The organism is Cellulomonas sp. EB106-03-03-XG116 (assembly GCF_058792015.1).
Map to the genome: position 1 here is coordinate 15846 of NZ_JBYTEP010000023.1, position 22911 is coordinate 38756.

21 protein-coding genes and 1 pseudogene are annotated in these 22911 nt (G+C 77.4%); 14 read left to right on the forward strand and 8 right to left on the reverse strand.

The features are described from left to right. Positions 1-35 precede the first annotated feature (35 nt). Genes AC3WUG_RS10460 through imuA' form a run of 3 tightly spaced genes read right to left on the reverse strand, consistent with a single transcriptional unit; the run spans position 36 to position 6509 of the window. A complete protein-coding gene (locus AC3WUG_RS10460) occupies positions 36-3830 on the reverse strand; it encodes a PHP domain-containing protein (protein WP_492327593.1) in 3795 nt (1264 codons plus the stop codon). Next, positions 3823-5463, reverse strand: coding sequence for a DNA polymerase Y family protein (locus tag AC3WUG_RS10465; protein ID WP_492327594.1), 1641 nt, complete (start codon positions 5461-5463; stop codon positions 3823-3825). The genes AC3WUG_RS10460 and AC3WUG_RS10465 overlap by 8 nt, the downstream gene beginning before the upstream one ends. Continuing rightward, a complete protein-coding gene (gene imuA', locus AC3WUG_RS10470; protein ID WP_492327595.1) occupies positions 5460-6509 on the reverse strand; it encodes a DnaE2-dependent mutagenesis accessory factor ImuA' in 1050 nt (349 codons plus the stop codon). Before imuA' ends, AC3WUG_RS10465 begins: the two co-directional genes overlap by 4 nt. Before the next feature lie 244 nt (positions 6510-6753). On the opposite strand from imuA', the gene AC3WUG_RS10475 reads away from it, so the two are divergent. Continuing rightward, positions 6754-7290 (forward strand): YbhB/YbcL family Raf kinase inhibitor-like protein, encoded by a 537-nt coding sequence (locus AC3WUG_RS10475; RefSeq protein WP_492327596.1) that lies wholly within the window; start codon positions 6754-6756, stop codon positions 7288-7290. Positions 7291-7681: 391 nt separating this feature from the next. On the opposite strand, the gene AC3WUG_RS10480 is transcribed toward AC3WUG_RS10475, so the two are convergent. After that, positions 7682-8143, reverse strand: coding sequence for a GNAT family N-acetyltransferase (locus AC3WUG_RS10480; RefSeq protein WP_492327597.1), 462 nt, complete (start codon positions 8141-8143; stop codon positions 7682-7684). A gap of 94 nt (positions 8144-8237) precedes the next feature. Then, a complete protein-coding gene (locus AC3WUG_RS10485) occupies positions 8238-8981 on the reverse strand; it encodes an alpha/beta fold hydrolase (RefSeq protein ID WP_492327598.1) in 744 nt (247 codons plus the stop codon). A 71-nt stretch (positions 8982-9052) separates the two neighbouring features. On the opposite strand from AC3WUG_RS10485, the pseudogene AC3WUG_RS10490 reads away from it, so the two are divergent. The 3 genes and pseudogenes from AC3WUG_RS10490 to AC3WUG_RS10500 all read left to right on the forward strand — a co-directional run. Then, positions 9053-9160: pseudogene (locus AC3WUG_RS10490) on the forward strand (transcriptional regulator); the annotation flags it as partial. Positions 9161-9257: 97 nt separating this feature from the next. Continuing rightward, entirely contained in the window at positions 9258-9752 is a 495-nt protein-coding gene (locus tag AC3WUG_RS10495; protein WP_492327599.1) for a helix-turn-helix transcriptional regulator, read from the forward strand. Between the two features lie 39 nt (positions 9753-9791). Continuing rightward, a complete protein-coding gene (locus AC3WUG_RS10500; RefSeq protein WP_492327600.1) occupies positions 9792-10364 on the forward strand; it encodes a YbaK/EbsC family protein in 573 nt (190 codons plus the stop codon). A gap of 27 nt (positions 10365-10391) precedes the next feature. Here AC3WUG_RS10500 and AC3WUG_RS10505 read toward each other — a convergent pair whose 3' ends face one another. Beyond that, the gene (locus AC3WUG_RS10505; protein WP_492327601.1) at positions 10392-10802 is read right to left on the reverse strand and encodes a DUF4190 domain-containing protein; all 411 of its coding nucleotides are present in this window, start codon (positions 10800-10802) and stop codon (positions 10392-10394) included. Positions 10803-11125: 323 nt separating this feature from the next. Between AC3WUG_RS10505 and AC3WUG_RS10510 the strand changes: the two genes are divergently transcribed. The 5 genes from AC3WUG_RS10510 to AC3WUG_RS10530 are packed head-to-tail and all read left to right on the forward strand — an operon-like array spanning position 11126 to position 15966. Beyond that, on the forward strand, positions 11126-12181 hold the full coding sequence (locus tag AC3WUG_RS10510) for an iron-containing redox enzyme family protein (RefSeq protein ID WP_492327602.1): 1056 nt from the start codon (positions 11126-11128) through the stop codon (positions 12179-12181). Continuing rightward, positions 12178-13284: a glycosyltransferase family 2 protein gene (locus tag AC3WUG_RS10515; protein ID WP_492327603.1), complete on the forward strand. Its 1107-nt coding sequence runs from the start codon at positions 12178-12180 to the stop codon at positions 13282-13284. Before AC3WUG_RS10510 ends, AC3WUG_RS10515 begins: the two co-directional genes overlap by 4 nt. Beyond that, positions 13281-13544: a CDGSH iron-sulfur domain-containing protein gene (locus AC3WUG_RS10520; RefSeq protein ID WP_492327604.1), complete on the forward strand. Its 264-nt coding sequence runs from the start codon at positions 13281-13283 to the stop codon at positions 13542-13544. Before AC3WUG_RS10515 ends, AC3WUG_RS10520 begins: the two co-directional genes overlap by 4 nt. After that, on the forward strand, positions 13541-14284 hold the full coding sequence (locus AC3WUG_RS10525) for an MBL fold metallo-hydrolase (protein WP_492327605.1): 744 nt from the start codon (positions 13541-13543) through the stop codon (positions 14282-14284). Before AC3WUG_RS10520 ends, AC3WUG_RS10525 begins: the two co-directional genes overlap by 4 nt. 47 nt (positions 14285-14331) lie before the next feature. Further along, positions 14332-15966 (forward strand): phytoene desaturase family protein, encoded by a 1635-nt coding sequence (locus AC3WUG_RS10530; protein WP_492327606.1) that lies wholly within the window; start codon positions 14332-14334, stop codon positions 15964-15966. Between the two features lie 25 nt (positions 15967-15991). Here AC3WUG_RS10530 and AC3WUG_RS10535 read toward each other — a convergent pair whose 3' ends face one another. Continuing rightward, positions 15992-17032, reverse strand: a complete 1041-nt coding sequence (locus AC3WUG_RS10535; protein ID WP_492327607.1) for an App1 family protein phosphatidate phosphatase — start codon at positions 17030-17032, stop codon at positions 15992-15994. Positions 17033-17211: 179 nt separating this feature from the next. Here AC3WUG_RS10535 and AC3WUG_RS10540 point away from each other — a divergent pair, with 179 nt between their 5' ends. Continuing rightward, a complete protein-coding gene (locus tag AC3WUG_RS10540) occupies positions 17212-18021 on the forward strand; it encodes a DUF1684 domain-containing protein (RefSeq protein WP_492327608.1) in 810 nt (269 codons plus the stop codon). An 85-nt stretch (positions 18022-18106) separates the two neighbouring features. On the opposite strand, the gene AC3WUG_RS10545 is transcribed toward AC3WUG_RS10540, so the two are convergent. Continuing rightward, a complete protein-coding gene (locus AC3WUG_RS10545; RefSeq protein ID WP_492327609.1) occupies positions 18107-18532 on the reverse strand; it encodes a transferase in 426 nt (141 codons plus the stop codon). A 263-nt stretch (positions 18533-18795) separates the two neighbouring features. Between AC3WUG_RS10545 and AC3WUG_RS10550 the strand changes: the two genes are divergently transcribed. From AC3WUG_RS10550 to AC3WUG_RS10565, 4 genes are all read left to right on the forward strand, one after another. Further along, complete coding sequence (locus tag AC3WUG_RS10550) at positions 18796-19557, forward strand: DeoR/GlpR family DNA-binding transcription regulator (protein ID WP_492327610.1); 762 nt, start codon at positions 18796-18798, stop codon at positions 19555-19557. 14 nt (positions 19558-19571) lie between these two features. Continuing rightward, entirely contained in the window at positions 19572-20612 is a 1041-nt protein-coding gene (locus tag AC3WUG_RS10555) for a zinc-dependent dehydrogenase (RefSeq protein WP_492327611.1), read from the forward strand. Positions 20613-20819: 207 nt separating this feature from the next. After that, entirely contained in the window at positions 20820-22349 is a 1530-nt protein-coding gene (locus AC3WUG_RS10560; RefSeq protein ID WP_492327628.1) for a PTS mannitol transporter subunit IIBC, read from the forward strand. Beyond that, on the forward strand, positions 22346-22783 hold the full coding sequence (locus tag AC3WUG_RS10565) for a PTS mannitol transporter subunit IIA (protein WP_492327612.1): 438 nt from the start codon (positions 22346-22348) through the stop codon (positions 22781-22783). Before AC3WUG_RS10560 ends, AC3WUG_RS10565 begins: the two co-directional genes overlap by 4 nt. Positions 22784-22911: the final 128 nt, after the last annotated feature.

The following is a 22911-nucleotide window of genomic DNA, read 5'->3' on the forward strand; positions in this document are numbered from 1 at the left end:
CGCAGGGTGCGCGGCGACGGGGGCTCCGGTACGGGTCACTGGAAGTCCCGGGAGGTCGTCGCGATGCCCAGCGACAGCGGCGTCAGGTGCTCGGCGATGAGGTTGGTGGCCCCGTCCGCCCGCTCCAGCCGCCCGCGCACGACGAGCGCCCTGGAGGTGCGGGCGACCTTCCGGAACCGCTGCCAGAGCCCGGTGCTGCACACGATGTTGAGCAGCCCGGTCTCGTCCTCGAGCGACAGGAAGGTGACGCCGCCGGCGGTGCCGGGTCGCTGCCGGTGGGTGACGACGCCCGCGACGGCGACCCGGCGCCCGGCCTCGTGCCGGAACGCCTGCTCGACGCGCAGCACCCCCTGGGCGTCCAGGCCGTCGCGCACGTACTGGGTCGGGTACGAGTCGACGGTCACGCCGGTGGCCCAGACGTCGGCGACGGCGAGCTCGACCGGGCTCATCCCGGGCAGGGTCGGCGCCTGGACGCCCACCGAGACACCGGGCAGGGTGTCCGGGCCCTCTTGCGCGAGCGCGCCCGCGGCCCACAGCGCCTCGCGCCGGGTGACGCCGAGCGACTCCAGGGCACCGCCGGTGGCCAGCGCCTCGAGCTGCGCGGTGCTGAGCTCGACGCGCCGGACGAGGTCCCGCAGGTCCGCGAACGGGCCGTGCGCGTCCCTCTCGGCGACGATCCGCTCGGCGACCTTCTCCCCCACGTTCCGCACGGAGGCGAGGCCGACGCGCACCGCGAGGGAGCGCTCGGGCTCGGCAGGCGCGGGCTCGGCGGGCGAGGTGTACCCAGGCGCGACCCGCCCGGGCTCGGCGGACGCGGCCGGCGCACCTGGCGCGGGCACGGGCTCGGTGGCGGGCCCGAAGGGCGGCGGCACCTCGGCGAACCCGCGCGCCCCGCCCGCCCGCAGCGGCGGCACCGGCGCCGTCCCGGACGGCCGCGGCGTCAGGCGCGGCTCGCCGCCCGGCGGCACGGGTCCGACCCGCTCGACGACGGCCTGCACCGCCGAGCGCTGCACGTCCGGCCGCAGCACGCCGATCCCGTGCCGGCGGGCGTCCGCGACGAGCGACTGCGGCGAGTAGAACCCCATCGGCTGGGCGGCGAGCAGCCCGGCGTAGAACGCGGCCGGGTGGTGCACCTTGAGCCAGGAGCTGGCGTAGACGAGGAACGCGAACGAGTAGGCGTGCGACTCCGGGAAGCCGAAGTCCGCGAACGCCTTGAGCTTCTCGTAGACCTCCTCGCGGACCGGCTCCGGGATGCCGTTGCGGGTCATACCGTCCATGAGCCGGGCGCGCAGCGCCTCCATCTTCTCGATGCTGCGCTTGGAGCCCATCGCGCGCCGGAGCTGGTCCGCCTCGGCGGGCGTGAAGTCGGCGACGTCGATGGCCATCTGCATGAGCTGCTCCTGGAACAGCGGGACGCCGAGGGTGCGCTCCAGGGACTTCTCGAGCCGCGGGTGCGGGTAGGTGATCGGCTGCCGACCCTGGTAGCGCTCGATGTACGGGTGCACCGACCCGCCCTGGATCGGGCCGGGGCGGATCAGCGCGACCTCGACGACGATCCCGTAGAAGCTGCGCGGCTGCAGGCGCGGCAGGGTGCCCATCTGGGCGCGCGACTCCACCTGGAACACCCCGACGGTGTCGGCGGCGCACAGCAGGTCGTAGACCAGCGGGTCCTCGTTGGGCAGCTGGTGCAGGTGGAGGCGCGGACCGCCGTGCTGCTCGACCTGGTCGAACGCCAGCCGCAGGGCGGTGAGCATGCCGAGGCCGAGCAGGTCGAACTTCACCAGTCCCGCGTCGGCGCAGTCGTCCTTGTCCCACTGCAGGACGGTGCGGCCCTCCATGCGCGCCCACTCCACGGGGCAGACCTCGATGACGGGCCGGTCGCACATGACCATGCCGCCGGAGTGGATGCCGAGGTGCCGCGGCAGGCGCAGGAACCGGTCGGCCAGGTCGATGACCTGCTCGGGGATCTCCTCGAGGTCGCTGGCGGGCGGCGGGCGGTGCGCGGGGACGACGTCGTGGCGGTCGGCGGTCGGCTGGCCCGCCGGCCCGTCGACGTCGTCGTGCCCGGCGGGTCGCCTGGGGGCCGGCGCGGGGCCTGCGCCCGGCTCGTGGTTCCAGCCCCAGACGACGCCGTCGGGGTCGCGCTGGGCGGCGGCGTACTGCGCGGCGCGGCGGTCCTCGCGGCTCACCGGGGAACCCGGCGTCGCCGCGGCCGGCGGGCCGACGGCGGGTGAGGACGGGTGCGGCGACGACGGGCGGGTCGACGTGGCTCGGTCGGCGACGTGCTGCGTCGGCGGGGTCGCCGACACGGCTGCGGCGCCCCGGTTCGCCCCCGACCACCAGGGGTGCCGTGGCGCCGGGCCGCGCAGCGTGCCCCAGCGCTCGATCGACTTGCTCCACGCGTCCTGCTGCCCGACGTCGTACCCGAGCGCGCGGGCGGCGTCCCGCACGGCGGACCGGGCGCGGTAGGAGATGACGTTGGCGACCTGCGCGGCGTGGGTGCGGCCGTGCTTGGCGTAGACGTACTGGATGACCTCCTCGCGGCGGCCGGACTCGATGTCGACGTCGATGTCCGGCGGCCCGTCGCGCTCGGGCGCGAGGAACCGCTCGAACAGCAGGCCGTGCGCGACGGCGTCGACGGCGGTGACCTTGAGCGCGAAGCAGACCGCGGAGTTGGCCGCCGAGCCGCGGCCCTGGGCGAGGATGCCGTTGCGGTGGCAGAAGTCGACGAGGTCGTAGACGACCAGGAAGTACCCGGGGAAGCCGAGGTCCTCGATGACCCGCAGCTCGTGCTCCAGCTGGGCGTAGGCACCGGGCACCCGCTCGGCCTCGGGCGGGCCGTAGCACTCCAGCGCGCCGCGGCGGACGAGCTCGCGGAGCCAGGTCGCCTCGGTGTGGCCGGGCGGCACCGGGTACGGCGGCAGCTGCGGGGCGACGAGGTGCAGGTCGAACGCGCACTCCGCGCCGATCGCGGCAGCGGTGGCGACGGCCTGCGGGTGCCGCCGGTGCCGGCGCAGCATCTCGGCGGCGGACGCCAGGTGCGCGGTCGGGGCCCCGGGCAGCCACCCGTCCAGGTCCTCCATCGACGACCGGGCGCGGACGGCGGCCAGGGCCATCGCCAGGTCGGCGTCCCGCGGGGTGGCGTAGTGCACGTTCCCGGTGGCGACCAGCGGCAGCCGGGCGCCGTCGGCGAGCCCGGCGAGGGCGTCCGCGAGCTCGGAGTCGTACGGGCTGCCGCCCTGGGTGACCTCGACCGCGACGTTGTCCCGGCCGAACAGCGCGACCAGCCGGTCGAGCTCGGCGCGCGCGCGGTCGAGGCCCGCCGCGGTGCCGCCGGGCTCGCGGCCGCCGTCGGTCAGCGCGTGCCGCACGGGTCCCTTGCGGCAGCCGGTGAGCACGAGCCAGCGGCCGTCGGCCTGCTCGGCGAGCTGCTCCAGCCGGTACTCCGCGGCCCCCTTGGTCCCGGTGGCGAGGTGTGCCTCCGCGATGGTGCGGGACAGCGCCCGGTAGCCCTCGGGGCCGCGGGCGAGCACGGGCAGGTGCAGCGCGCGGGGGTCGGGCACGCCGGTCGGCAGGTCGAGGACGTCGGGGCCGCCGACGCCGGGGACGGGCAGGTGCAGCTCGGCGCCGAACACGGTGGGCAGGCCGACTTCCCGCGCCGCCTCGGAGAACCGGACCACGCCGTACAGCCCGTCGTGGTCGGTGAGGGCGAGCGCGCCGAGCCCGAGCCGGTGCGCCTCGGCGGCGAGCTCCTCGGGCTGGCTGGCGCCGTCGAGGAAGCTGAACGCCGAGTGCGCGTGCAGCTCCGCGTAGCGCGGTGCGTCAGTCATAGACGGCCTCGCAGGTCCAGCCGTCGGGGCGCCAGGCGAGCAGCAGGGCGCGGCCGTCGCCGAGCGTGACCTGCAGGTGCATGCGCAGCCCCGCCTCGGCCGGCGACCACCACCGCTCCGCGAGCGGCCACGGGCCGGCCCAGCCCGCGACGTCGTGGTCGACCGCGGGCCGGCGGTCGGTGGCGTGCGTGCGGACGCGCACCGGGTCGCCGCTCATGGCGAACCGGCTGTCGAACCGGACCGGCCGCCCCGTGCCGTCCAGCACGTCGACGGGGGCGGGCCGCACCGGCACGGTCGCGGGGGCGGGTGGCGGCAGGTGCCCGGGCCACGGCCGGTCGACCGGGCGGGGCGCGGCGGCCTGGGCGCCCCAGGGCTGCAGGTGCACCTGGTCGCGGACGTCCCGGCCGCCCTGCAGGGCGGCGGTCAGCACGCCGTCGCCGCCGAGCAGCCCCTGCACGCGGTCGAGCGCCCGGTGCGCGCGCAGGTCGCCGCCGGACGCGCCGCCCCACAGCCGTCCCTGCTCGGCGCCGGCGGGCGCGACCTCCTCGGCGGTGATGCCGAGCGCGACCAGGCCGATCGGCTCGGCGTGCTCGTCGGGCTCGCCCCCGTCCGGCCGGGCGCCGGCGCCGTGCTCGGCGGCCGCGGCGGTCAGCCAGCCCTCGAGCTGCCAGCGGATGCGGTCGGTGATCCGTGCGGCCGACAGGCCGCCGAGGCCGCCCATGTCGGTCCGCCAGGCGCGGGTGAGCTCGGTGCCCTCGTCGGTGCGGGCCGTGATCCGCAGCCGCGCGCAGGTCACGGAGTGCTCGGTGAGCAGGGTGTGCAGCTCCTCCGCGAGCCGGCGACCCGCGAACGTCGCGACGTCGACGCGGTGCGCCGGCGGGTCCAGCTCGGTGCCCACCTCCAGGTCGGTCTCCGGCCGGCGCCGGGCGGGCGGGCGCAGGTCCTCGCCGCGCACCAGGGTCCACGCCCAGGTCCCCCAGGTCCCGAACCGCGCGTGCACGTCGCCGCCGTCGAGGGCGGCCAGGTCGCCGAGGCGGCGGAGCCCGAGCCGGCGCAGCAGGTCGACGAGCTCGACGACCGCGTGCCCGGCGTCGTCGGTCACCGCGGCGGGCGCGAGGTCGTCGACGGGGCGCGGTGCCAGGAACTCCCGCGAGGCGCCGGGCGGCACGACGGCGTCGGTGCGGGCGGCCAGGATCGCGGCGAGCAGGCCGTCGGCGGTGCCGACCTGGCACTCGTGCCCGGTCCGCTCGGCCACCACGGACACCAGGCGCTCGGCGAGCGTCTCCTCGGTGCCGTGGAACCGGGCCGCGCCGCCCGCGGGCAGCAGGAGCAGGCCGGGCCGGGCGACCTCGATCCCGGCGACGACGGCCTCGGTCGCGACCGCCACCGGCTCGAACAGCCGGGCGTCCCGGTCGTCGTCGGCGGGCAGCAGCACGACCTCGGGGCAGACGCCCTGGGCCTGCCGACGGCGCATGCCGCGGCGCACCCCCTGGGCGCGGGCGATCGCCGACACGGCGGTGAGCCGCGCGCCGTGCTGGACGGCGGCGGGCAGGTGCGGCGGGACCTCGGCGGCGCGCACGGCGGCGACGACCGGCCAGTCCGGCACCCAGACGACGGTGGTGCGGGTGCTCATCCGACGAGCCTCAGGTCGGGCGCGAGCAGCGCGCCGTCGTCCGCGACCGGCTGCGGCGCGACCGGCTGCGCGGGCGGCGCGGCGCGGCGGTCGGCGGGGAGGCCGTACGGGTCGGTGCCCACCTCGAGCGGCAGCACCACGCGCAGGTCCTGGGCCCGCCCCGCGCTGCCGCGGCCGGTGCGGGTGATCTGCACCTCGTGCGCGCGGAGTCGGCCGTCGCCCTCGCCGACCCCGGTCCACCGGCCGCCCTCGACGGTCAGCACGGTGCCCGCCCCCGGCCAGGGCGCGGTGGCGAGCAGCACGGACCCGCGGTCCCGGGCGCGCGCCATCAGCCGGCGGCGGTCGGCGTCGGCCAGGTGCGTGCCGGGGCCGACGACCACGACGTCGATGCCGTCGAGCAGGGCCGCGACCACGGTCGGCGCGTCCACGCCGGGCTGCGGGACGACGGCGAGCCGCTCCAGCGCCACCCCGGTCTGGGCGGCGGCGAGCAGGCCGAGGCTCGGCTGCCCCACCACGGCCGCCCACGCCTCCCGGGCGGTGCAGGCGGCGGCGACCATCGCGAGCACCAGCGAGGTGGAGCCGAGCACCGCCGTCGTGCTCCCGCGGCGCAGGCCGTCGGGCAGCAGCGGGGCGAGCGCGGGCGGCACCGCGAGCGGCGGCCGGTCGGTGAGCAGCACCGGGCCGCGCGCGGCGGTCGACCGGGACGCCGGCTGCCGGTCCGGCAGGTCCGGGACGGCGACCGGACCCGCGGGCGCGGGCACCGGGGCGGGGTCCTCGACCGGCAGCACCGCGAGCGCCGTGGCGCCCCGCACGGGGGCGTCGACGGCGCGGGTGCCGGGACGGGTGCCGTCCGCCCGCGCCACGTCCGACCGAGGCCCGCGCACGTCGCCGCGCACGTCGGTCCGGGGTGCGACACTGCTCCCCGCGCCGCCCTCGCTCGCCGAGGCAGCGCCCGTCCCCCGCGGCGCGAGGCTGCGGGCGCCGGTGCGCAGCTCGGCGCTGACCAGGGCGGCGCGAGCCCGGGCGATCCGCTCCTCCTGGTTCACCGCCGCACCTCCCCGCCACCTGCCGGCCGACCGCCGGGCACTCGTTCGAACACGTGTTCGATTGTGCCAGTAGACGCTGACACTCCGGCACGCGTCAATCCGGCGTCACCCGCCCTGGGGACCACCGCCCGGCGCGCCTCGGGCGACGCGCCGGGACCCCCTGCGGACGTCCCCGGGCGGGGGCATGATGACGGGACAGGCACACCCGTCCGGGCGCCCCGGCGCGCCCACCAGGAGGAGGACCATGGCCGTCTCGCTGACCCGTCCCGTCGCCCCCGAGCCGTACGCCCTGCTGCCGTCCGTCCCGGACTTCGACCTCGCGAGCGCCGACGTCGCGCACGGCGAGCCGCTGCCCGCCACCTTCGCGGCCGACGGCGAGGACCTGTCCCCTGCGCTCGAGTGGTCGGGCTTCCCCGAGGGCACCCGCTCGTTCGTCGTGAGCTGCTTCGACCCGGACGCGCCGACCCCGGCCGGCTTCTGGCACTGGACGGTGGTGGACGTCCCGGTGAGCACCACGTCGCTCCCCCGCGGCGCCGGCTCCGCGGCGGCCGACCTGCTGCCCGAGGGCGCGTTCCAGGTCCGCAACGACGGCGGCTCCACCGGCTACACCGGCGCCGCGCCGCCGCCCGGGGACCGGCCGCACCGGTACGTGTTCGCGGTGCACGCGCTCGACGTCGACCACCTCGACGTGACCCCGGACGCGACGCCGACGGCCGTGGCGTTCACGGCGCTGTTCCACACGATCGGCCGCGCCCTGATCGCCCCGACCTACCAGCGCTGACAGGGCCCGGGCCCGCCGGGACCGCCGCCCCGAGCGGTGGCGGCCCCGGCGCGCCGCTGCTACCGAGGGCGCGTGAGCTCACCGTTCCGGACGCCGCTCTCGGCGACGATGATCGTCGCCGGCGCGGCCGCCGCGCTGACCGGGGTCGTGCTGTGGACCTGGAGCGCCGTGGCCGAGGGCGGGCCGTTCGACGGGAACGGCTGGTTGCTGCTGCTGGCCCTCGCCGGCCTGGCGCTCGAGCTCGCCGGGATGGGGGTCCACGACCGCGGGCACCGCCGCCGTGGCGAGACCCCGCACGCCCTGTGGGGACTCGACGACCGGAACCGGCCCGACTGGCTCCCCCGCCGCGACCTGCGCCCCGCCCCCGACGCTGAGCGGGCCGCGCCGGCCCTCAGCCCGCGCTCGCCCCCAGCTCCAGCACCATCCCCGTCGCCCCGGGCGCCACGTCCCGGAACCCGAGCGACTCGTACAGCGCGCGCCCCGGCGGGTCGGCGACCAGCGTGACGTACGCACCCCGCGGCGCCCGCGCCCGCACGTCGTCCAGCAGCCGCGTCAGCACCCTGCGCCCGAGCCCGCGCCGCTGGTGCCGGGGGTCGGTCGCCATGTCCGCGACCAGGAAGTACCACCCGCCGTCGCCGACGACCCGCCCCATCGCGACGACCTGCCCCTCGGCGGTCCGCACGTGGCACCACGACCAGCTGCCCGCGAGCGCCCCGGCGCCCTGCTCGGCATTCTTCGGCGTGAGCCCCGACTCCCGGCGCAGCCGCAGGTACTCGTCGAGCGGCGGGGCGGCGGGCACGAGCACGTACGGGTCGGCGGCGAACGGGTCGGCGGGCGAGGCGGCGTCGGTCACGCCGCCATCCTGCCGTCCGCGGGCGACCAGAGCGCTCATGGCACGACCGAGACCCCCCGAGGTGCGGCGGGTCGCGACGGACCGGCGACGCGGCTCAGGCGGCGGTCGGCGTGGACGCGGCGGCGATGATCTCCGCGAGCCGGTCCGGCTCGCTCCACATCGGCCAGTGGCCGGTGGGCAGGTCGACGACGTCGAGGTGCTCCAGCGCCGCCACCTCGGCGAACATCGGGTGTCCGTCGCGGGCCAGCTCCAGGACCTGCGCGCTGGGCATGGAGCAGCACACCAGCAGGGTGGGCACGGCGTGGCGTTCACGACGCGAGAGCACCACCGGTTGCGTCAGGACAGGGCCGGGCTCCGGGACGGCCCGCTCGGTGAACCGGGCCAGGTCGTCGGCGTCCAGGCCGTCGAGGCTGGCCTGCTGGGCGAGCACCTCCAGGTCGGGGAGCGGCAGCTCGACCAGGTCGGACGGCGCGTCCGGCAGGAACGCGGTCCCGGGCGCCGCCGGGCCGCTGTCCACCCACAGCACGCGACCGACCAGCTCGGGGCGCCGGTCGAGCACCAGACTGACCGGGGCGTTCGCCCCGCTGTGCGCGACGAGGACCGCCGGCGTCCCCCCGGCGTCGACGGCCTGCCGCAGCGCCTCCTCGACCGCCGCGGCCTGGTCGTCGAGCGTGCGTGCGGTGCGCCGGGGGTCCAGGGGGTCCAGCCCGGGCAGGGTCAGCGGGGTGGCCCGGTACCCGCCGCGGCGGAGGCGGTCCACGACCCCCTCCCACGCCCAGGCGCCCAGCCAGTGACCAGGGACCAGGACGATCGAGACGGCGTTCTCTCGTGTGCTCATGACGCCACCATCGCGCCCCGGTCGGACAGCAGGGTGTCACCATTGTTGTCACGAATCGGTATCGTGCCGGCGTGAAGCGTTCCGAGCGGCTGCACGCGCTCACGGAGCTGCTGCGACGGCAGGGCGCCCGTGGGTGCACGGCGCAGCGCCTGGCGGCGGAGTTCGGCGTCTCGGTCCGGACGGTCAAGCGGGACCTGGACGCGCTGGAACGCGCCGGGGCACCGATCTGGTCCCGAGCGCCCCGGCGGGGGTTACGGCCTCGCCGGTGGGGCGTCGTTGCCGCCGGTCAACCTCACCTCCGCGCAGGCGGTCTCGCTCCTCGCCGCGGTCTCGGCGGCCCGGGACGCCCCGTACGCCGACCTCGCCACCGCCGCCGTGCAGAAGGTCCTCGACGTCCTGGACCCGCGGACCCGGGCGCACGCCGAGCGCCTCGCCGACCGGGTGTGGGTCGACGCACCGCCCCCGCCGGCCCGGTCCGTGAGGTCCCCGATCGAGCAGGCGATGACCGACCAGCAGGTGGTCCGGATCCAGTACCTCTCCGGCGACGGCGCCGTCACCACCCGCGACGTCGAGCCGGTGCTGTTCGGGTCCCGGAACGGGACCTGGTACCTGATCGGGTGGTGCCGGCTCCGCGAGGCCATGCGCTGGTTCCGGCTGGACCGCGTGCAGCACGCGGCCCTCACCTCGGCACCGTGCGGCGACCACACCGTCGAGGAGGTCGGCGCGCCGCCGCCCACGTCACGTCCCGTGCTCGGCCGGCCTCCGGGCTGAACCCCGCTCCCGCACCGGCTGCCTGGGTACCCTGCGGCCATGACCCTCACGCTCGGAGCCCTGACCTGGTCGCGCGCCGTCGACCGCCTGGACCTGCTCGCCGAGCCGACGGCCGCCGCGCTGTCCGGCTGGGCCGCCGTGGCACCCGAGGTGGCCGACGCGGTGCAGGTGACCGAGATCGACCCCGAGCTCGCGGACACGGCCGCGATGACCGAGGCCTACGACCTGCCGCTCGTGGTCTCGGCGAACTGCGTGCTGGTGTCCGGCCGGCGCGCGGGCGACGAGCGGGTGGCCGCGGCGGTCGTCCGGGCGACCACGCGGGCCGACGTGAACAACGCGGTCAAGCGGCTGCTCGACGTGCGCAAGGCGTCGTTCCTGCCGATGGACCGCGCCGTCGAGGACTCCGGCATGGAGTACGGCGGCATCACGCCGATCGGCCTGCCGACGGGCTACCGGGTGCTGCTGGACGCGGGCGTCGCGGAGGCCGACCCGGAGGCGGGCGGCACGGTGATCATCGGGTCGGGCCTGCGCCGGTCGAAGATCGCGCTCCCGGGGGCGCTGCTGGCGACCGCCCCGGGCGTCGAGGTGGTCGAGGGCCTCGCCCTGGCCTGACGCGCCACGACGCCGCCCGCCGGGGTCTCAGGGGCTGCGGTCGCCGTCCCCGGTGCGGTGGCCGCGCGGGTCCTCCCAGGTCAACGACCACGAGCCGCCGGACCGGTACCCGTCGTCGACGCTCGCGACGTGGCCCACCACGAGGAGCGAGAACGCGATCAGCGGAACCAGCAGGAGCATCCCGACCGTGGAGACCGCGCCGAGCACGATGCCCGTGACCGCCATCCAGGGCGCGCGGGCTCCGCGGCGCCGGGAGCGCTCGTAGCCCACGATCCCGAGCACGAGCGGCACCGGGCCGAGCGAGAGCAGGCCGGTGATGAACGCCGCGAGCGAGACGCCGTCGCCGTCCGGGTCGCGCGGCGGGGGCGGCGGCACCGGGCCCGGTGCGGGGGGTGTCGCCCCGGGAGCCTGCTGCGGACCGTGGCCGTCGTCGGACATGGGGCGTCACCCTCCTCGGGAGCGGGCCGTGCGGACGCGCGGCGGCCCTCCCGACGCTAGGGGCGCGGTGACCCCACCCAGCCCGCGCGACCACCTACGCAGCGCGGGGCGCCCTCGCGCTCGCCGCACCCCGCCGACCTGCGCCGCGGACCAGCTCGGGCCGGCCGAGCGCTCGCCGCGCGCGCCCCCGTCCCCGCGGCTAGCGTGACCAGCACGGGGACCGGCGCGCCACGCCCGCCGCCCCCGAGCGGGCCCCTCGAGCAGCCGGGGGGCGAACCGCCGCGCCCCGTCGCGCGGCACGCCCAGGACCAGGGAACCCACCCATGCGCGCACCGTCGCCCCGTGGCCCGCTCAGCGAGCGGGTCCTGCACGCCCTCACGACCGGCAAGGCCGACCCCGCGCTCCCGGACGAGGCCGCCCGAGCCGCCGCCGCGTCGCCGGACCTGCTGACCGACGAGGACGTGCAGATCACGCTCACGGCGCTGTACGAGCTGCACCACCAGGGCCTCGACGGCGTGGACGACCGGCTGGAGTGGGACCCGACGCTGCTGCGCGCCCGCGCCGCGCTCGAGGACGCGTTCGAGGCGCAGCTGCGCCGGGACGTGGTGGTGCCCGCGGACCTGGTGGCCGAGCTGGAGACGACCACGGAGCGGGAGGGCGTGGCGGCCGCCGTCGCCCGCGCGCTGTTCGACCTCACGAGCCGCGACGACGGCCCGAGCCTGTCCGCGTACGTCGCGCGCCGGGCCACCGACGACCAGCTGCGCGAGCTGCTCGTCCAGCGGTCGGTCTACCAGCTCAAGGAGGCGGACCCGCACACCTGGGCCATCCCGCGGCTGCTCGGCGTCCCGAAGGCGGCGCTGGTGGAGATCCAGGCCGACGAGTACGGCGGCGGCCGCCCGGAGCGGATGCACGCGGCGCTGTTCGCCCGCACGATGCGCGGCCTCGGCCTGGACGACACCTACGGCCGGTACGTCGACGACGTGCCGGCGATCACCCTCGCCTCGGTGAACATGATGAGCCTGTTCGGTCTGCACCGGCGGCTGCGCGGCTGCGTCGTCGGGCACCTCGCGGCGTTCGAGATGACGTCCTCGCAGCCGAACCGGCTCTACGGCAACGGCTTCCGCCGGCACGGGTACGACGCGGACGTCACCTGGTACTTCGACGAGCACGTGGAGGCCGACGCCGTGCACGAGCAGATCGCCGGCCGGGACCTGGCCGGCGGGCTCGTGGAGCAGCAGCCGGGGCTGCGGGACGACGTGCTGTTCGGGGCGGCGGCGTGCCTCGCGGTCGACGGCCGGGTCGGGCGGTACCAGATCGAGCGCTGGACCGCGGGCGAGTCGTCGCTGCGCCGACCGCTGGCGGTGGGGAGCGCCGCGTGACCAGCGGCGCCCCGGCGCTGCCGGACGCGGAGTACGTCCTGCCGCTGCGCTGGGCCGACGACCGCGACCTGCCCGACCTGGCCGCCTACCTGGGCCGCCTGGTCGGGTGGCTGCCGGTGACCGTGGTCGACGGGTCGGACGACGCCCGGTTCGCGGCGCACGCGGCGGCGTTCGCGCCCGCCGTCCGGCACGTGCACCCGGAGCCGCACCCGGGCCGCAACGGCAAGGTGGCCGGGGTCGTCACCGGCCTGCGGCTGGCGCGCGCCGACCGCGTGGTGCTGGCCGACGACGACGTGCGGTACGACCGGCCGACGCTGGTGGCGGTCCTCGACCGGCTCGCCCGGGCCGACGTGGTCCGCCCGCAGAACGTGTTCGACCCGCTCCCCTGGCACGCCCGCTGGGACACCGCGCGGATGCTGGTCAACCGGGCGGCGGGCGGCGACTACCCCGGGACGCTCGCGCTGCGCCGGACCGCGCTCGGCGCCGCCGGCTACGACGGCGACGTGCTGTTCGAGAACCTCGAGCTGCTGCGCACGGTCCGCGCCCGCGGCGGGGTCGTCCTGCGCGCCGACGACCTGTACGTCGCGCGCCGGCCGCCCACCACCCGGCACTTCCTCGGCCAGCGCCCGCGCCAGGCGTACGACAGCCTCGCCCAGCCCGCCCGGTACGCCGCCGAGCTCGCGGTGCTCCCGGTCGCCGTCCTGGCGGCGCGCCGCCGTCCCCGCCTGCTGCTCGCCCTCGCGGCCGCCGCCTGCGCGCTCGCCGAGGTGGGCCGGCGCCGTGCGGGCGGGGCCGCGCGGTTCCCCGCGAGCGCGGACCTGCTCGCCCCGGGCTGGCTGGTCGAGCGCGGCGTGTGCGCCTGGCTCGCCCTGGTCCTGCGCGCCACCGGCGGCGCCCGCTACGGCGGTGCCCGGCTGCCGCGCGCCGCGACCCCGCCGCGCGAGCTCCGCGCGCGGGCCGCCGCCGACCCGACCCGGCGCGCGACCGCCCGCCCGACCCGGCGCGCGACCCCCGACAGGACCCGCGCGACCCCCGACCCCGCCGACGGCCCGGCCCCCGGCCGCCGCGCACCCGCACCCCGACACGCCCTGGAGACCGCATGACCGCCGAGCCCGCCCCCGTCGTCCTCACCCCCTGCCCCGACGGGCCGATCCTGGTGCGCGGCGACGTCGAGATCCGCGACGCCGCCGGCCGGGTGGTGCCCCGCCGGCGCGCGACCGTCGCCCTGTGCCGGTGCGGCGCGTCGGGGATCAAGCCGTTCTGCGACGGCTCGCACAAGGCGATCGGCTTCCGCACCGACGACGAGGTGCCCCGGCCGCCGGAGCCGGTGCCCGCGCCCGGCGCCGCCCGGGACGCGTCGTGAGGATCTCGGTCCCCGCGCCCGGGGTGGCCCGCCTCGAGCACGCGTACGTCAACTGCTACGTGGTCGCCGGCGACCGCGGGGCCACGGTCGTCGACGCGGGCCTGCCCCGGATGTGGCGCGCCCTGCCGCGGCTGCTCGCGGCGGTCGACCGCACGCCGGCGGACGTCCGCGCGGTGGTGCTCACGCACGCGCACTTCGACCACGTGGGCTTCGCGCGGCAGGCGATGCGCGACCTGCACGTCGACGTCTGGGTGCACCCGGCCGACGCCCGCCTCGCGGCGCACCCGTACCGGTACGCGCACGAGAACCCGCGCGCGGTCTACCCGATCCGGCACCCGCGCGCGGTGCCGATCCTCGGGGCGATGGTCGCCGCCGGCGCCGCCCGGGTGCGCGGGGTGACGGTCGTGCGCTCGCTCGTGCCCGGGGAGCGGCTGGAGGTGCCGGGCCGCCCCGACGTGGTCGCCTGCCCGGGGCACACCGACGGGCACGTCGCGCTGCACCTGCCCGACCGCGGGGTGCTGCTGTCCGGCGACGCCCTGGTCACCCTCGACCCGTACACCGGGCGCACCGAGCCGCGGATCGTGGCCGGGGCGGCGACCGCGGACAGCGCGCTCAACCTCGCGTCGCTGGACGCGCTCGCGGCCACGGGCGCCGACGTCGTGCTGCCCGGGCACGGCGAGCCCTGGACGGGTGGGGCCGCGGAGGCGGTGCGCCTGGCGCGCGCGGCGGGCCCGGCCTGAGCCGCGAGCCGCTGCGGCCGCGAGGCATCCCGCCTACGGTCGAGGGCGTGACCTCGCCCTCCGCCGACCGCCCCGACCGCCCCGACCGCGACCGCGGGCACCCCGCGCGGCACGGCGCGCGCCGCGGACGCCGCGCCGCCGCGCTCCCCCCGGCCGGACGGGCCCCCGCCGGACGGCCTCCGGTCCCCGCGCCCGGCGCCCGCACCGCCGGCGCGCGCCCCGCCGCCCGCGAGGTCGACGCCGTCGTCGTCGGCGCCGGCCCGAACGGCCTCGCCGCGGCGGTGACCCTCGCGCGCGCCGGGCTCGAGGTGGTCGTGCTGGAGGCGCAGGACACCGTCGGCGGCGGCTCCCGCACGCTCGATCTCGGGCTGGCGCCCGGGGTGGTGCACGACATCTGCTCGGCGGTGCACCCGATGGCGTGGGCGTCGCCGTTCTTCCGGTCGCTGGACCTGCCCGGGCGCCTGGACCTGCTCACCCCGACCGCCTCGTTCGCCCAGCCGCTCGACGGGGGCCGCGCCGCGATCGCCTACCGCGACCTGGACCGCACCGCGGACGGGCTGGGCGCGGACGGCGCCGCCTGGCGGGCCACCTTCGGGCCGCTCGCGGAGCGGTGGGAGGACGTCGTCGCGCTGGCGCTCGGCGACCACCGCAGCGTGCCGGCGGGGGCGACGCCCCGGTCGGCGGTCACGGCGGCGCGGTTCGCGCTGGCGGTGCTGCGCAACGGGCAGTCGGTGGTGCCGTCGACGCTGCGGACCGAGGAGGGCGCGGCGCTGCTCACCGGCGTCGCCGGCCACGCGATCACGCCGCTGCCGTCCCTCGCCGCGGCGGGGACGGCGGTGCTGCTCACCACGCTGGCGCACGCGGGCCACGGCTGGCCGGTGGTGCGGGGCGGGTCCCAGGCGATCGTGGACGCGCTGCTCGCGGACCTGGTGCGGCTCGGCGGCCGCGTGGTGACCGGCCACCCCGTCGCGCGGCGCGCGGACCTGCCGCCCGCGCGCGCCTACCTGTTCGACACGGGGCCGCGGCTGGTGGCGCAGGTGTTCGGCGACGCGATGCCGCCGCACCTCGTCCGGGCGTACGCCGGCTTCCTGTACGGGAACGCCGCCGCCAAGGTCGACCTCGTCGTCGACGGGCCGATCCCGTGGGCGCACCCCGAGGTGCACCGCGCGGGCACCGTCCACCTGGGCGGGAACCGGGACCAGGTCGTCGCCGCGGAGCGCGCGGTCGGCCGCGGCCGGCACGCGGAGCAGCCGCTGACCCTGCTGTCCGACCCGGCGGCGCTCGACCACGGCCGGGTGTCCCGCGGCGTGCGCCCGGTGTGGGCGTACGCGCACGTGCCCGCCGGGTCCGACGTCGACCCGACCGAGACGGTGATCCGGCAGGTCGAGCGGTTCGCCCCGGGGTTCCGCGACACCGTCGTCGCCGCGCGGGGCATCCCCGCCGCCCGGCTCGCGGAGCACGACGCGAACCTGGTCGGCGGCGACATCTCCGGCGGCGCGATCTCCCTCGTCGGGATGTTCACCCGCCCGACGCCGCGGCTCGACCCGTTCGCGACCGGCGCGCCCGGCGTCTACCTGTGCTCCGCCTCGGCGCCCCCGGGGCCCGGCGTGCACGGCCTGTCCGGCTGGTACGCGGCCCGGCGCGCGCTGCGCCAGGTGTTCGGGCGGCCCGACACCCCGTGAGGCGGGGGGGTCCGCGGCAGCGGCGTCAGCCGATGACGCCCGCGGCGGCCAGCTGGTCCGCCAGCGCCCGCCCGTCCGCGGCGTGCACGGTCACGACCGACGACCGCTCCAGCTCGTCCACCGCGCGCCGGGTGGCCGGGGTCGGGCCGGGCAGGCCGTTCTGCGCCACCTGCTCGCCGACCGACAGCTCGCGCACCGCGATCGCCGCGACCCGGCCCGGGTTCTCCGCCGCGAACGTCTCGTAGACCTGCGGGTCGTGCTGCCCGTCGTCGCCGACCAGGATCCACCGCAGGCCGGGCAGCTCCTCGGCCAGCCGGCGCAGCGTCGCGGCCTTGTGCTCGCGCCCGGACCGCATCAGCGCGGCCCCGGTCGGGCCGAGGTCGGTGAGCAGCAGCGACCCCTGGGGCAGCCCGACCCGGTGGAGGAACCGGGACAGGGCGCTCGCGGTGTTCCACGCGCCGGTCGACAGGTAGAAGACCGGGGCGTCCGGGTGCGTGGCGGTGAGCCGCCCGTACAGCTCCGGCATGCCCGGGACCGGCTTGCGGCGGGCCTCGGAGCGCACCAGGAAGTTCCAGGCGGCGAGGTGCGGGCGCGGCACCATCGTGACCAGCACCGTGTCGTCGATGTCGCTGACGATGCCGTGCGTCGCGGCGGGGTCGACCACCTGCACCGGCGCGGGCACGTCCCGGTCCTCGCCGACCGACAGGTAGAGCGTCTGCCAGCCCGGCTCGAGCGGGACGTCCAGCCACGCGTCGAGGTAGCCGCCGCGGTCGGTCCGCGCCACGAGCAGGTCGGGCCCGTCGCCGGGCTGCGCGCGGACCCGCACCTCCGCGTCCGGCAGCTCGGCCGAGAGCAGGTTCCGCCAGCCGCGCCGCGCGATGCTGCCGGGGGTCGGCGCGTCCGGCGCGGTCAGCAGGACCCGCGCGCGCACCCTCGACCGGTCGGTCGTGCCGTACGACGGGTACGCCACGACCCGCGGGGTGTACCCGCGGCGGGACAGCAGGCGGACGACGACGGAGGTGACCCGGTCCTCGGTGCGGGCGGCGAGCGTGGCGAACGTCGGCATGCCGGCCAGTATCGCGGCGGCCCGGCCGGCTCGCGCGGCGGGGCGGGCGCCCACCCGAGGGCGCGCGGACGGGCGCCCGGCACCGACACGTCGTCTCACGCCGCCGGGTGCCGGTGGCCCGGCGGCGTGGGCCGGGGCTACCGTCGCCCGGACCCGGCGACCCCCGAGGAGCACCCCGCGTGACCAGCACGACCCCGATCGACCACCCGGCCGCCCCCGCGGGCTGGCGCGCCTGGGCGGCCGCCCGCGACGCCGAGCTCGCCGACCCGCTCGGCTGGCTGAGCCTCACCGCGCTGCACTGGCTGACGGGGACGCCCGCGACCTACGGCGACCTCCCGGGCCGGTGGTGGGCCGACGCCGACGGCATCCACGTCGACCCGGCGGGCGGGGCCGGCGCGTCCGCGCTCACGCTCGACGGCGACCCCCTCACCGCCCCGGTCGTCGTCTGGACCGTCGCTGGCGGGGCCGAGGGCGACCTGCGCGCTGGCGACCGCCGCCTGGAGCCGGTGGGCCGCGGGCCGCTGAACCACGGCGTCCGGGTCCGCGACCCGCACGCGCCGGCCCTGGCGGGGTTCGGCGGCGTGCCGCGGTTCGACCACGACCCCGCGTGGGTGCTGACGGCGTCGTTCGAGCCGGCGGCCGCGGGCACCGTCGAGGAGACCGGTTCCGTGGCGGGCCGGGTGCGGCACCACCGGGACGTCGCCGGGCACGTCCGGTTCACGCACGACGGCGCGGAGCACGTGCTCCAGGTGGCCGGGGGCCCGCAGCCGGCGATCTGGTTCCGGGACGCGACCAACGGGCGCGAGACCGCGGCGTTCCGGGTGCTCGTCGTCGACCCCCGCCCGGACGGCTCGGTGGTTCTCGACCTCAACCGCGCCGAGAACGCCCCGTGCGCCTTCAGCGACCACGGGACCTGCCCGCTGCCGCCCGCCGGCAACACGCTCCCCTTCCCCGTCCGGGCCGGCGAGCGCCGCCCGGCGGGCCGCTAGCCCGCCCACCGAGGCCCGGCCCCGGGCGCGCCGATGACCCGGTCCGCGCGGTGGCGGGCCGGGTCGTCGTCGTCAGGTCAGGGCGTCAGGCGACCAGGTGCCGGTCGAGCCGGCCGGCCTTGCGCGCCGCGGCGCCCGGCACGACCGCCCCGGGCTCCACCCGCGACTCGGCCTCCACGACCGCGCGGGGCTCCAGGCGGGCGTCGGCGCCGATCTCGGCGCGCACGCCCACGGAGGCGCCGGCGCCGACGGTCGCGCCGCGGGCCAGGTGGGCGTGCGACCCGACGGTCGCCGCCACCTCCACGCGGGCGCCGGGCTCCACCCAGCAGTGCTGCCCGATCCGGGCGCGCGCCTCGACGCGGGCGCCCGGGTCCACCCAGGCCGAGTCCGCGACGTACGCCGTGTCGTCGACGACGGCCCCCTTGGCGACGAGCCCGCCGCCGTTGCCGTGACGCTGGTAGCGCACGACCGTGCCGTCCTGCATCTCGAGGTCTTCGTATCGCTTCTTCATCCTGCCCTCCCCAACGCCCGGGGCGCCCCGCATGTTCCCGGCGGCACGAAGTCGCGCGTGACCTCCGGGGACGCCGACCGGGGCGACCCCGAGGGCGGGGCCCACCTGCGTTTACCCCCGCATGCATGTTTGGTTCGGTCTGACTTCCTCCGTTTTTGTTGACTTCTCGGTGTGTCCTCCGCCACAGTGGGCACTGCCGGGCACCGAGGCCCGACGCGGCGCCACCGCGGGCCGCACCTCGCCAGGAACAGGACATCGCCGTCGTGTACCCGCCCGAGCGCCACACGCTGATCCTCGCCACCGCGCGCGCCGCGGGCCGGGTCGAGGTGCAGCAGCTCGCCGCCGAGATGGAGGTGACGCCCGAGACGGTGCGCCGCGACCTCACGGCGCTCGAGCGCATGGGCCTCGTGCGCCGCGTGCACGGCGGCGCGGTGCCCGTCGAGCGGCTCGGCTACGAACCCGCCCTCGCCCAGCGGGAGCACGAGCTCGGCGCCGAGAAGGACCGGATCGCGAAGGCGGCCCTCGACGAGCTGCCCGAGGGCGGGTCCGTCATCCTCGACGCCGGGTCCACCACGGCGCGGCTCGCGGAGATGCTGCCCGCGGACCGGGAGCTCACCGTCGTCACGCACGCGCTGCCGGTCGCGACCGCGCTGGCCGCGCTCCCCCTCGTCACCCTGCACCTGGTCGGCGGCACCGTCCGGCCCCGCACGCTCGCGGCCGTCGGGTCGTGGGCCGAGCGCGCCCTCGCCGACGTCCGGGTCGACGTGGCGTTCCTCGGCACCAACGGGCTGAGCGTGGAGGCCGGGCTGTCCACGCCCGACCTCGCCGAGGCCACCGTGAAGCGCGCGCTCGTGGCCGCCGCGGCCCGCACCGTCGTGCTCGCGGACCACACCAAGGTCGGCCGCACCGAGCTCGCCGTGGTGGCGCCGCTCGGCCGGGTCGACGCCGTCGTCACCGACAGCGGCGTCGCCCCGGAGCTCGCCGACGAGATCGAGTCCGCCGGCCCGCGCGTCGTGCGGGCCTGAGCCCAAGGAGAGAGATGAAGGTCTTCCGCTTCTACGCCCCCGGCGACGTGCGCCTGGAGGAGGCGCCCGAGCCGACGCCGCAGGCGGGCGAGGTCAAGATCCGCGTGCGCGCCACGTCGATGTGCGGCACGGACGTCAAGATCTCGACCTCCGGCCACCTGCGCATCCGCCCGCCGCGCGTCATGGGGCACGAGATCGCCGGCGAGGTCGTGGAGGTCGGCGCCGGCGTCGAGGGCTGGGCGCCGGGCGACCGGGTCCAGGTCATCGCCGCGATCCCCTGCGGCGAGTGCGAGTTCTGCCGCGCGGGCGCGATGACCATCTGCCCGAACCAGGTGTCGATGGGCTACGACTTCGACGGCGGGTTCGCGCCGTACATGATCGTGCCGCGCGAGGTGCTGAAGGTCGACGGCCTGAACCGGATCCCGGAGAACGTCTCGTTCGCCGAGGCCAGCGTCGCCGAGCCGTTCGCCTGCGCGATCAACGCCCAGGAGATCATCGACGTGCACAAGGGCGACGTCGTGGTCGTCGTCGGCTCCGGCCCGATCGGCTGCCTGCACGTCCGGCTCGCCCGGGCCCGCGGCGCCGAGAAGGTCGTCCTGGTCGAGCTCAGCCGCGAGCGCCTCGACCTCGCCGCGGCGGTCGTGCACCCCGACGTCGCGATCTGCGCGGCCGAGGTCGACCCGGTCGCGGCCGTCAAGGAGGCCACGGACGGCCGCGGGCCCTCGGTCGTCATCACGGCCGCCGCCTCGGGCGTCGCGCAGGAGCAGGCGCTGCAGATGCTCGCCCCGCAGGGCCGGCTCAGCCTGTTCGGCGGCCTGCCCAAGGACCGGCCGACCATCACCTTCGACTCCAACCTCGTGCACTACCGCGAGCTGGCGGTCTTCGGGGCGAACGGGTCCAGCCCCGAGCACAACCGGCAGGCGCTGGCGCACATCGCCGACGGGAGCGTCCCCGTCGCCGACCTCATCACCCACCGGCTGCCGCTGGACCAGGTCGCCGAGGGCATCGACGTCGTCCGTACGGGCGCGGGCATCAAGGTCACCATCGAGCCGTGACGACGCGCCGCGAGGCAGCCGTCACCCACCACGAAGGAGCAGGTCAATGAGGATCCTCTCCGCGCCGGGCCGCAGCGCCCGGCCGACCCCCCGCGACGGGGAGGTGTGAACCCCGTGTCCACCGCAGCCGCCACCACCTCGCCGGCCCCGTCGCGGGGCAAGCAGGCCCAGGTCCGCGTCCAGCGGTTCGGGGCGTTCCTGAGCGCCATGATCATGCCGAACCTCCCGGCGTTCCTCGCCTGGGGCCTGATCACGTCGCTGTTCATCGCCGTCGGCTGGCTGCCGAACGGCATCCTCGGCGGGTTCGGCAACGCCGACGACCCCGGCAGCTGGCAGGGCGCGGCCACCCAGCTGGCCCTCGCCGACGACGGCACGACGTTCCAGCAGTACGTCGGCATGGTCGGCCCGATGGTCACGTACCTGCTGCCGATCCTCATCGCCAACGCGGGCGGCCGGATCGTGTACAAGGAGCGCGGCGGCGTCGTCGCCTCCATCGTGGCGGTCGGCATGATCACCGGCTCCACCGTGCCGATGTTCCTCGGCGCGATGGTCGTCGGCCCGCTGTCGGCGTGGGTGCTGAAGAAGGTCGACTCGATCTGGGCCGGGAAGATCAGGCCCGGCTTCGAGATGCTCGTCGACATGTTCACCGCGGGCATCCTCGGCGCCGCGATGGCCATCGCCGCGTTCTTCGGGTTCGCCCCGATCATCACCGGCGTGTCCGACGCGCTCGGCAACGTCGTGTCCTGGATGGCCGACAACCACCTGCTGCCGCTCATGGCCGTCGTGGTCGAGCCCGCGAAGGTGCTGTTCCTCAACAACGCCATCGGCAACGGCGTCCTGGTGCCGCTCGGCGCGCAGGAGGTCGTGGAGCAGGGCAAGTCGCTGCTGTTCCTGGTGGAGTCCAACCCCGGGCCCGGCCTGGGCATCCTGATGGCCTACACGTTCTTCGGCATCGGGGCGGCACGGTCGTCGGCCCCGGGCGCGGCGGTCGTGCAGTTCATCGGCGGCATCCACGAGGTGTACTTCCCGTTCGTGCTGATGAAGCCGACGCTCATCATCGCGGCGATCCTCGGCGGCGCCACCGGCATCGCGACCAACGTCGTGTTCGGCAGCGGCCTGCGCGGCCCGGCCGCACCGGGGTCGATCATCGCGGTGTACGCCGCGACGCCACGCGACTCGTTCGTCGGGGTGACGCTCTCGGTGGTGCTCGCCTTCGTGGTCACGTTCCTCGTGGCGGCGGTCATCCTCCGGGCCTCGCGCAAGCGGGACCTGGCGGCGGGCGGCGGCGACCTCGCCGCGGCGATCGCCCAGACCGAGGCGAACAAGGGCAAGTCGTCCACGGCGCTCGACGCCATGGCGGCGCGCCAGGGCGGCACGGTGCCGGCCGGGGCGAGCGCGACCGACGACGGGGAGCCGGCCGCGCCGGTGCGGTCCATCGTGTTCGCGTGCGACGCCGGCATGGGGTCGTCCGCGATGGGCGCGAGCATCCTGCGCGACAAGCTCAAGAAGGCCGGCCGCGGCGACATCACCGTGGTCAACAAGGCCGTCGCCAACCTGGAGGACGACGTCGACCTGGTCATCACCCAGCGCGAGCTGACCGACCGGGCCCGCCGGCACGCGCCCAGCGCGCGGCACGTGTCGGTCGACAACTTCCTGTCCAGCCCCGTGTACGACGACGTCGTCCGCGAGGCCCGGGCCGAGGCGGAGGCCGGGACGGCGGAGAGGAGCACGTCATGACCGAGCTGCTGAGCGCGGACCTCATCGTCCCCGCGGGGCGCGCCGGGTCCAAGGAGGAGGCCATCCGGGAGGCGGGGGCGCTGCTGGTCGGCTCCGGCGCGGTGGACCCCGGGTACGTGGACGCGATGCTCGAGCGCGAGCTGACCATCTCCACGTACATGGGCAGCTACCTCGCCATCCCGCACGGCACCAACGAGGCGAAGGGTGCGATCCACCGGTCCGCCGTGTGCCTGGTGCGGTACGAGGAGCCGGTCGACTGGGACGGCAACCCCGTGCGGGTCGTCGTGGGCATCGCGGGCGTCGGCGACGAGCACCTGTCGCTGCTGTCCCGGATCGCCCTGGTGTTCAGCGACGGCGAGCGCGTCGAGCGCGTCCTGGCCGCCACCACCCGCGAGCAGCTGACGGCCGTCCTCGCGGAGGTCGAGCCGGCCTGACCGTCGCGCGGGACGCATCCTGGGCGCCGAGTGCGCACGAAACGGGTCGAGTGCCTATCCGGCGGATAGGCACTCGGCCCGTTTCGTCGACACTCGCGGGGGCGGCAGCGGCGGCGGGCGGCCGGGCC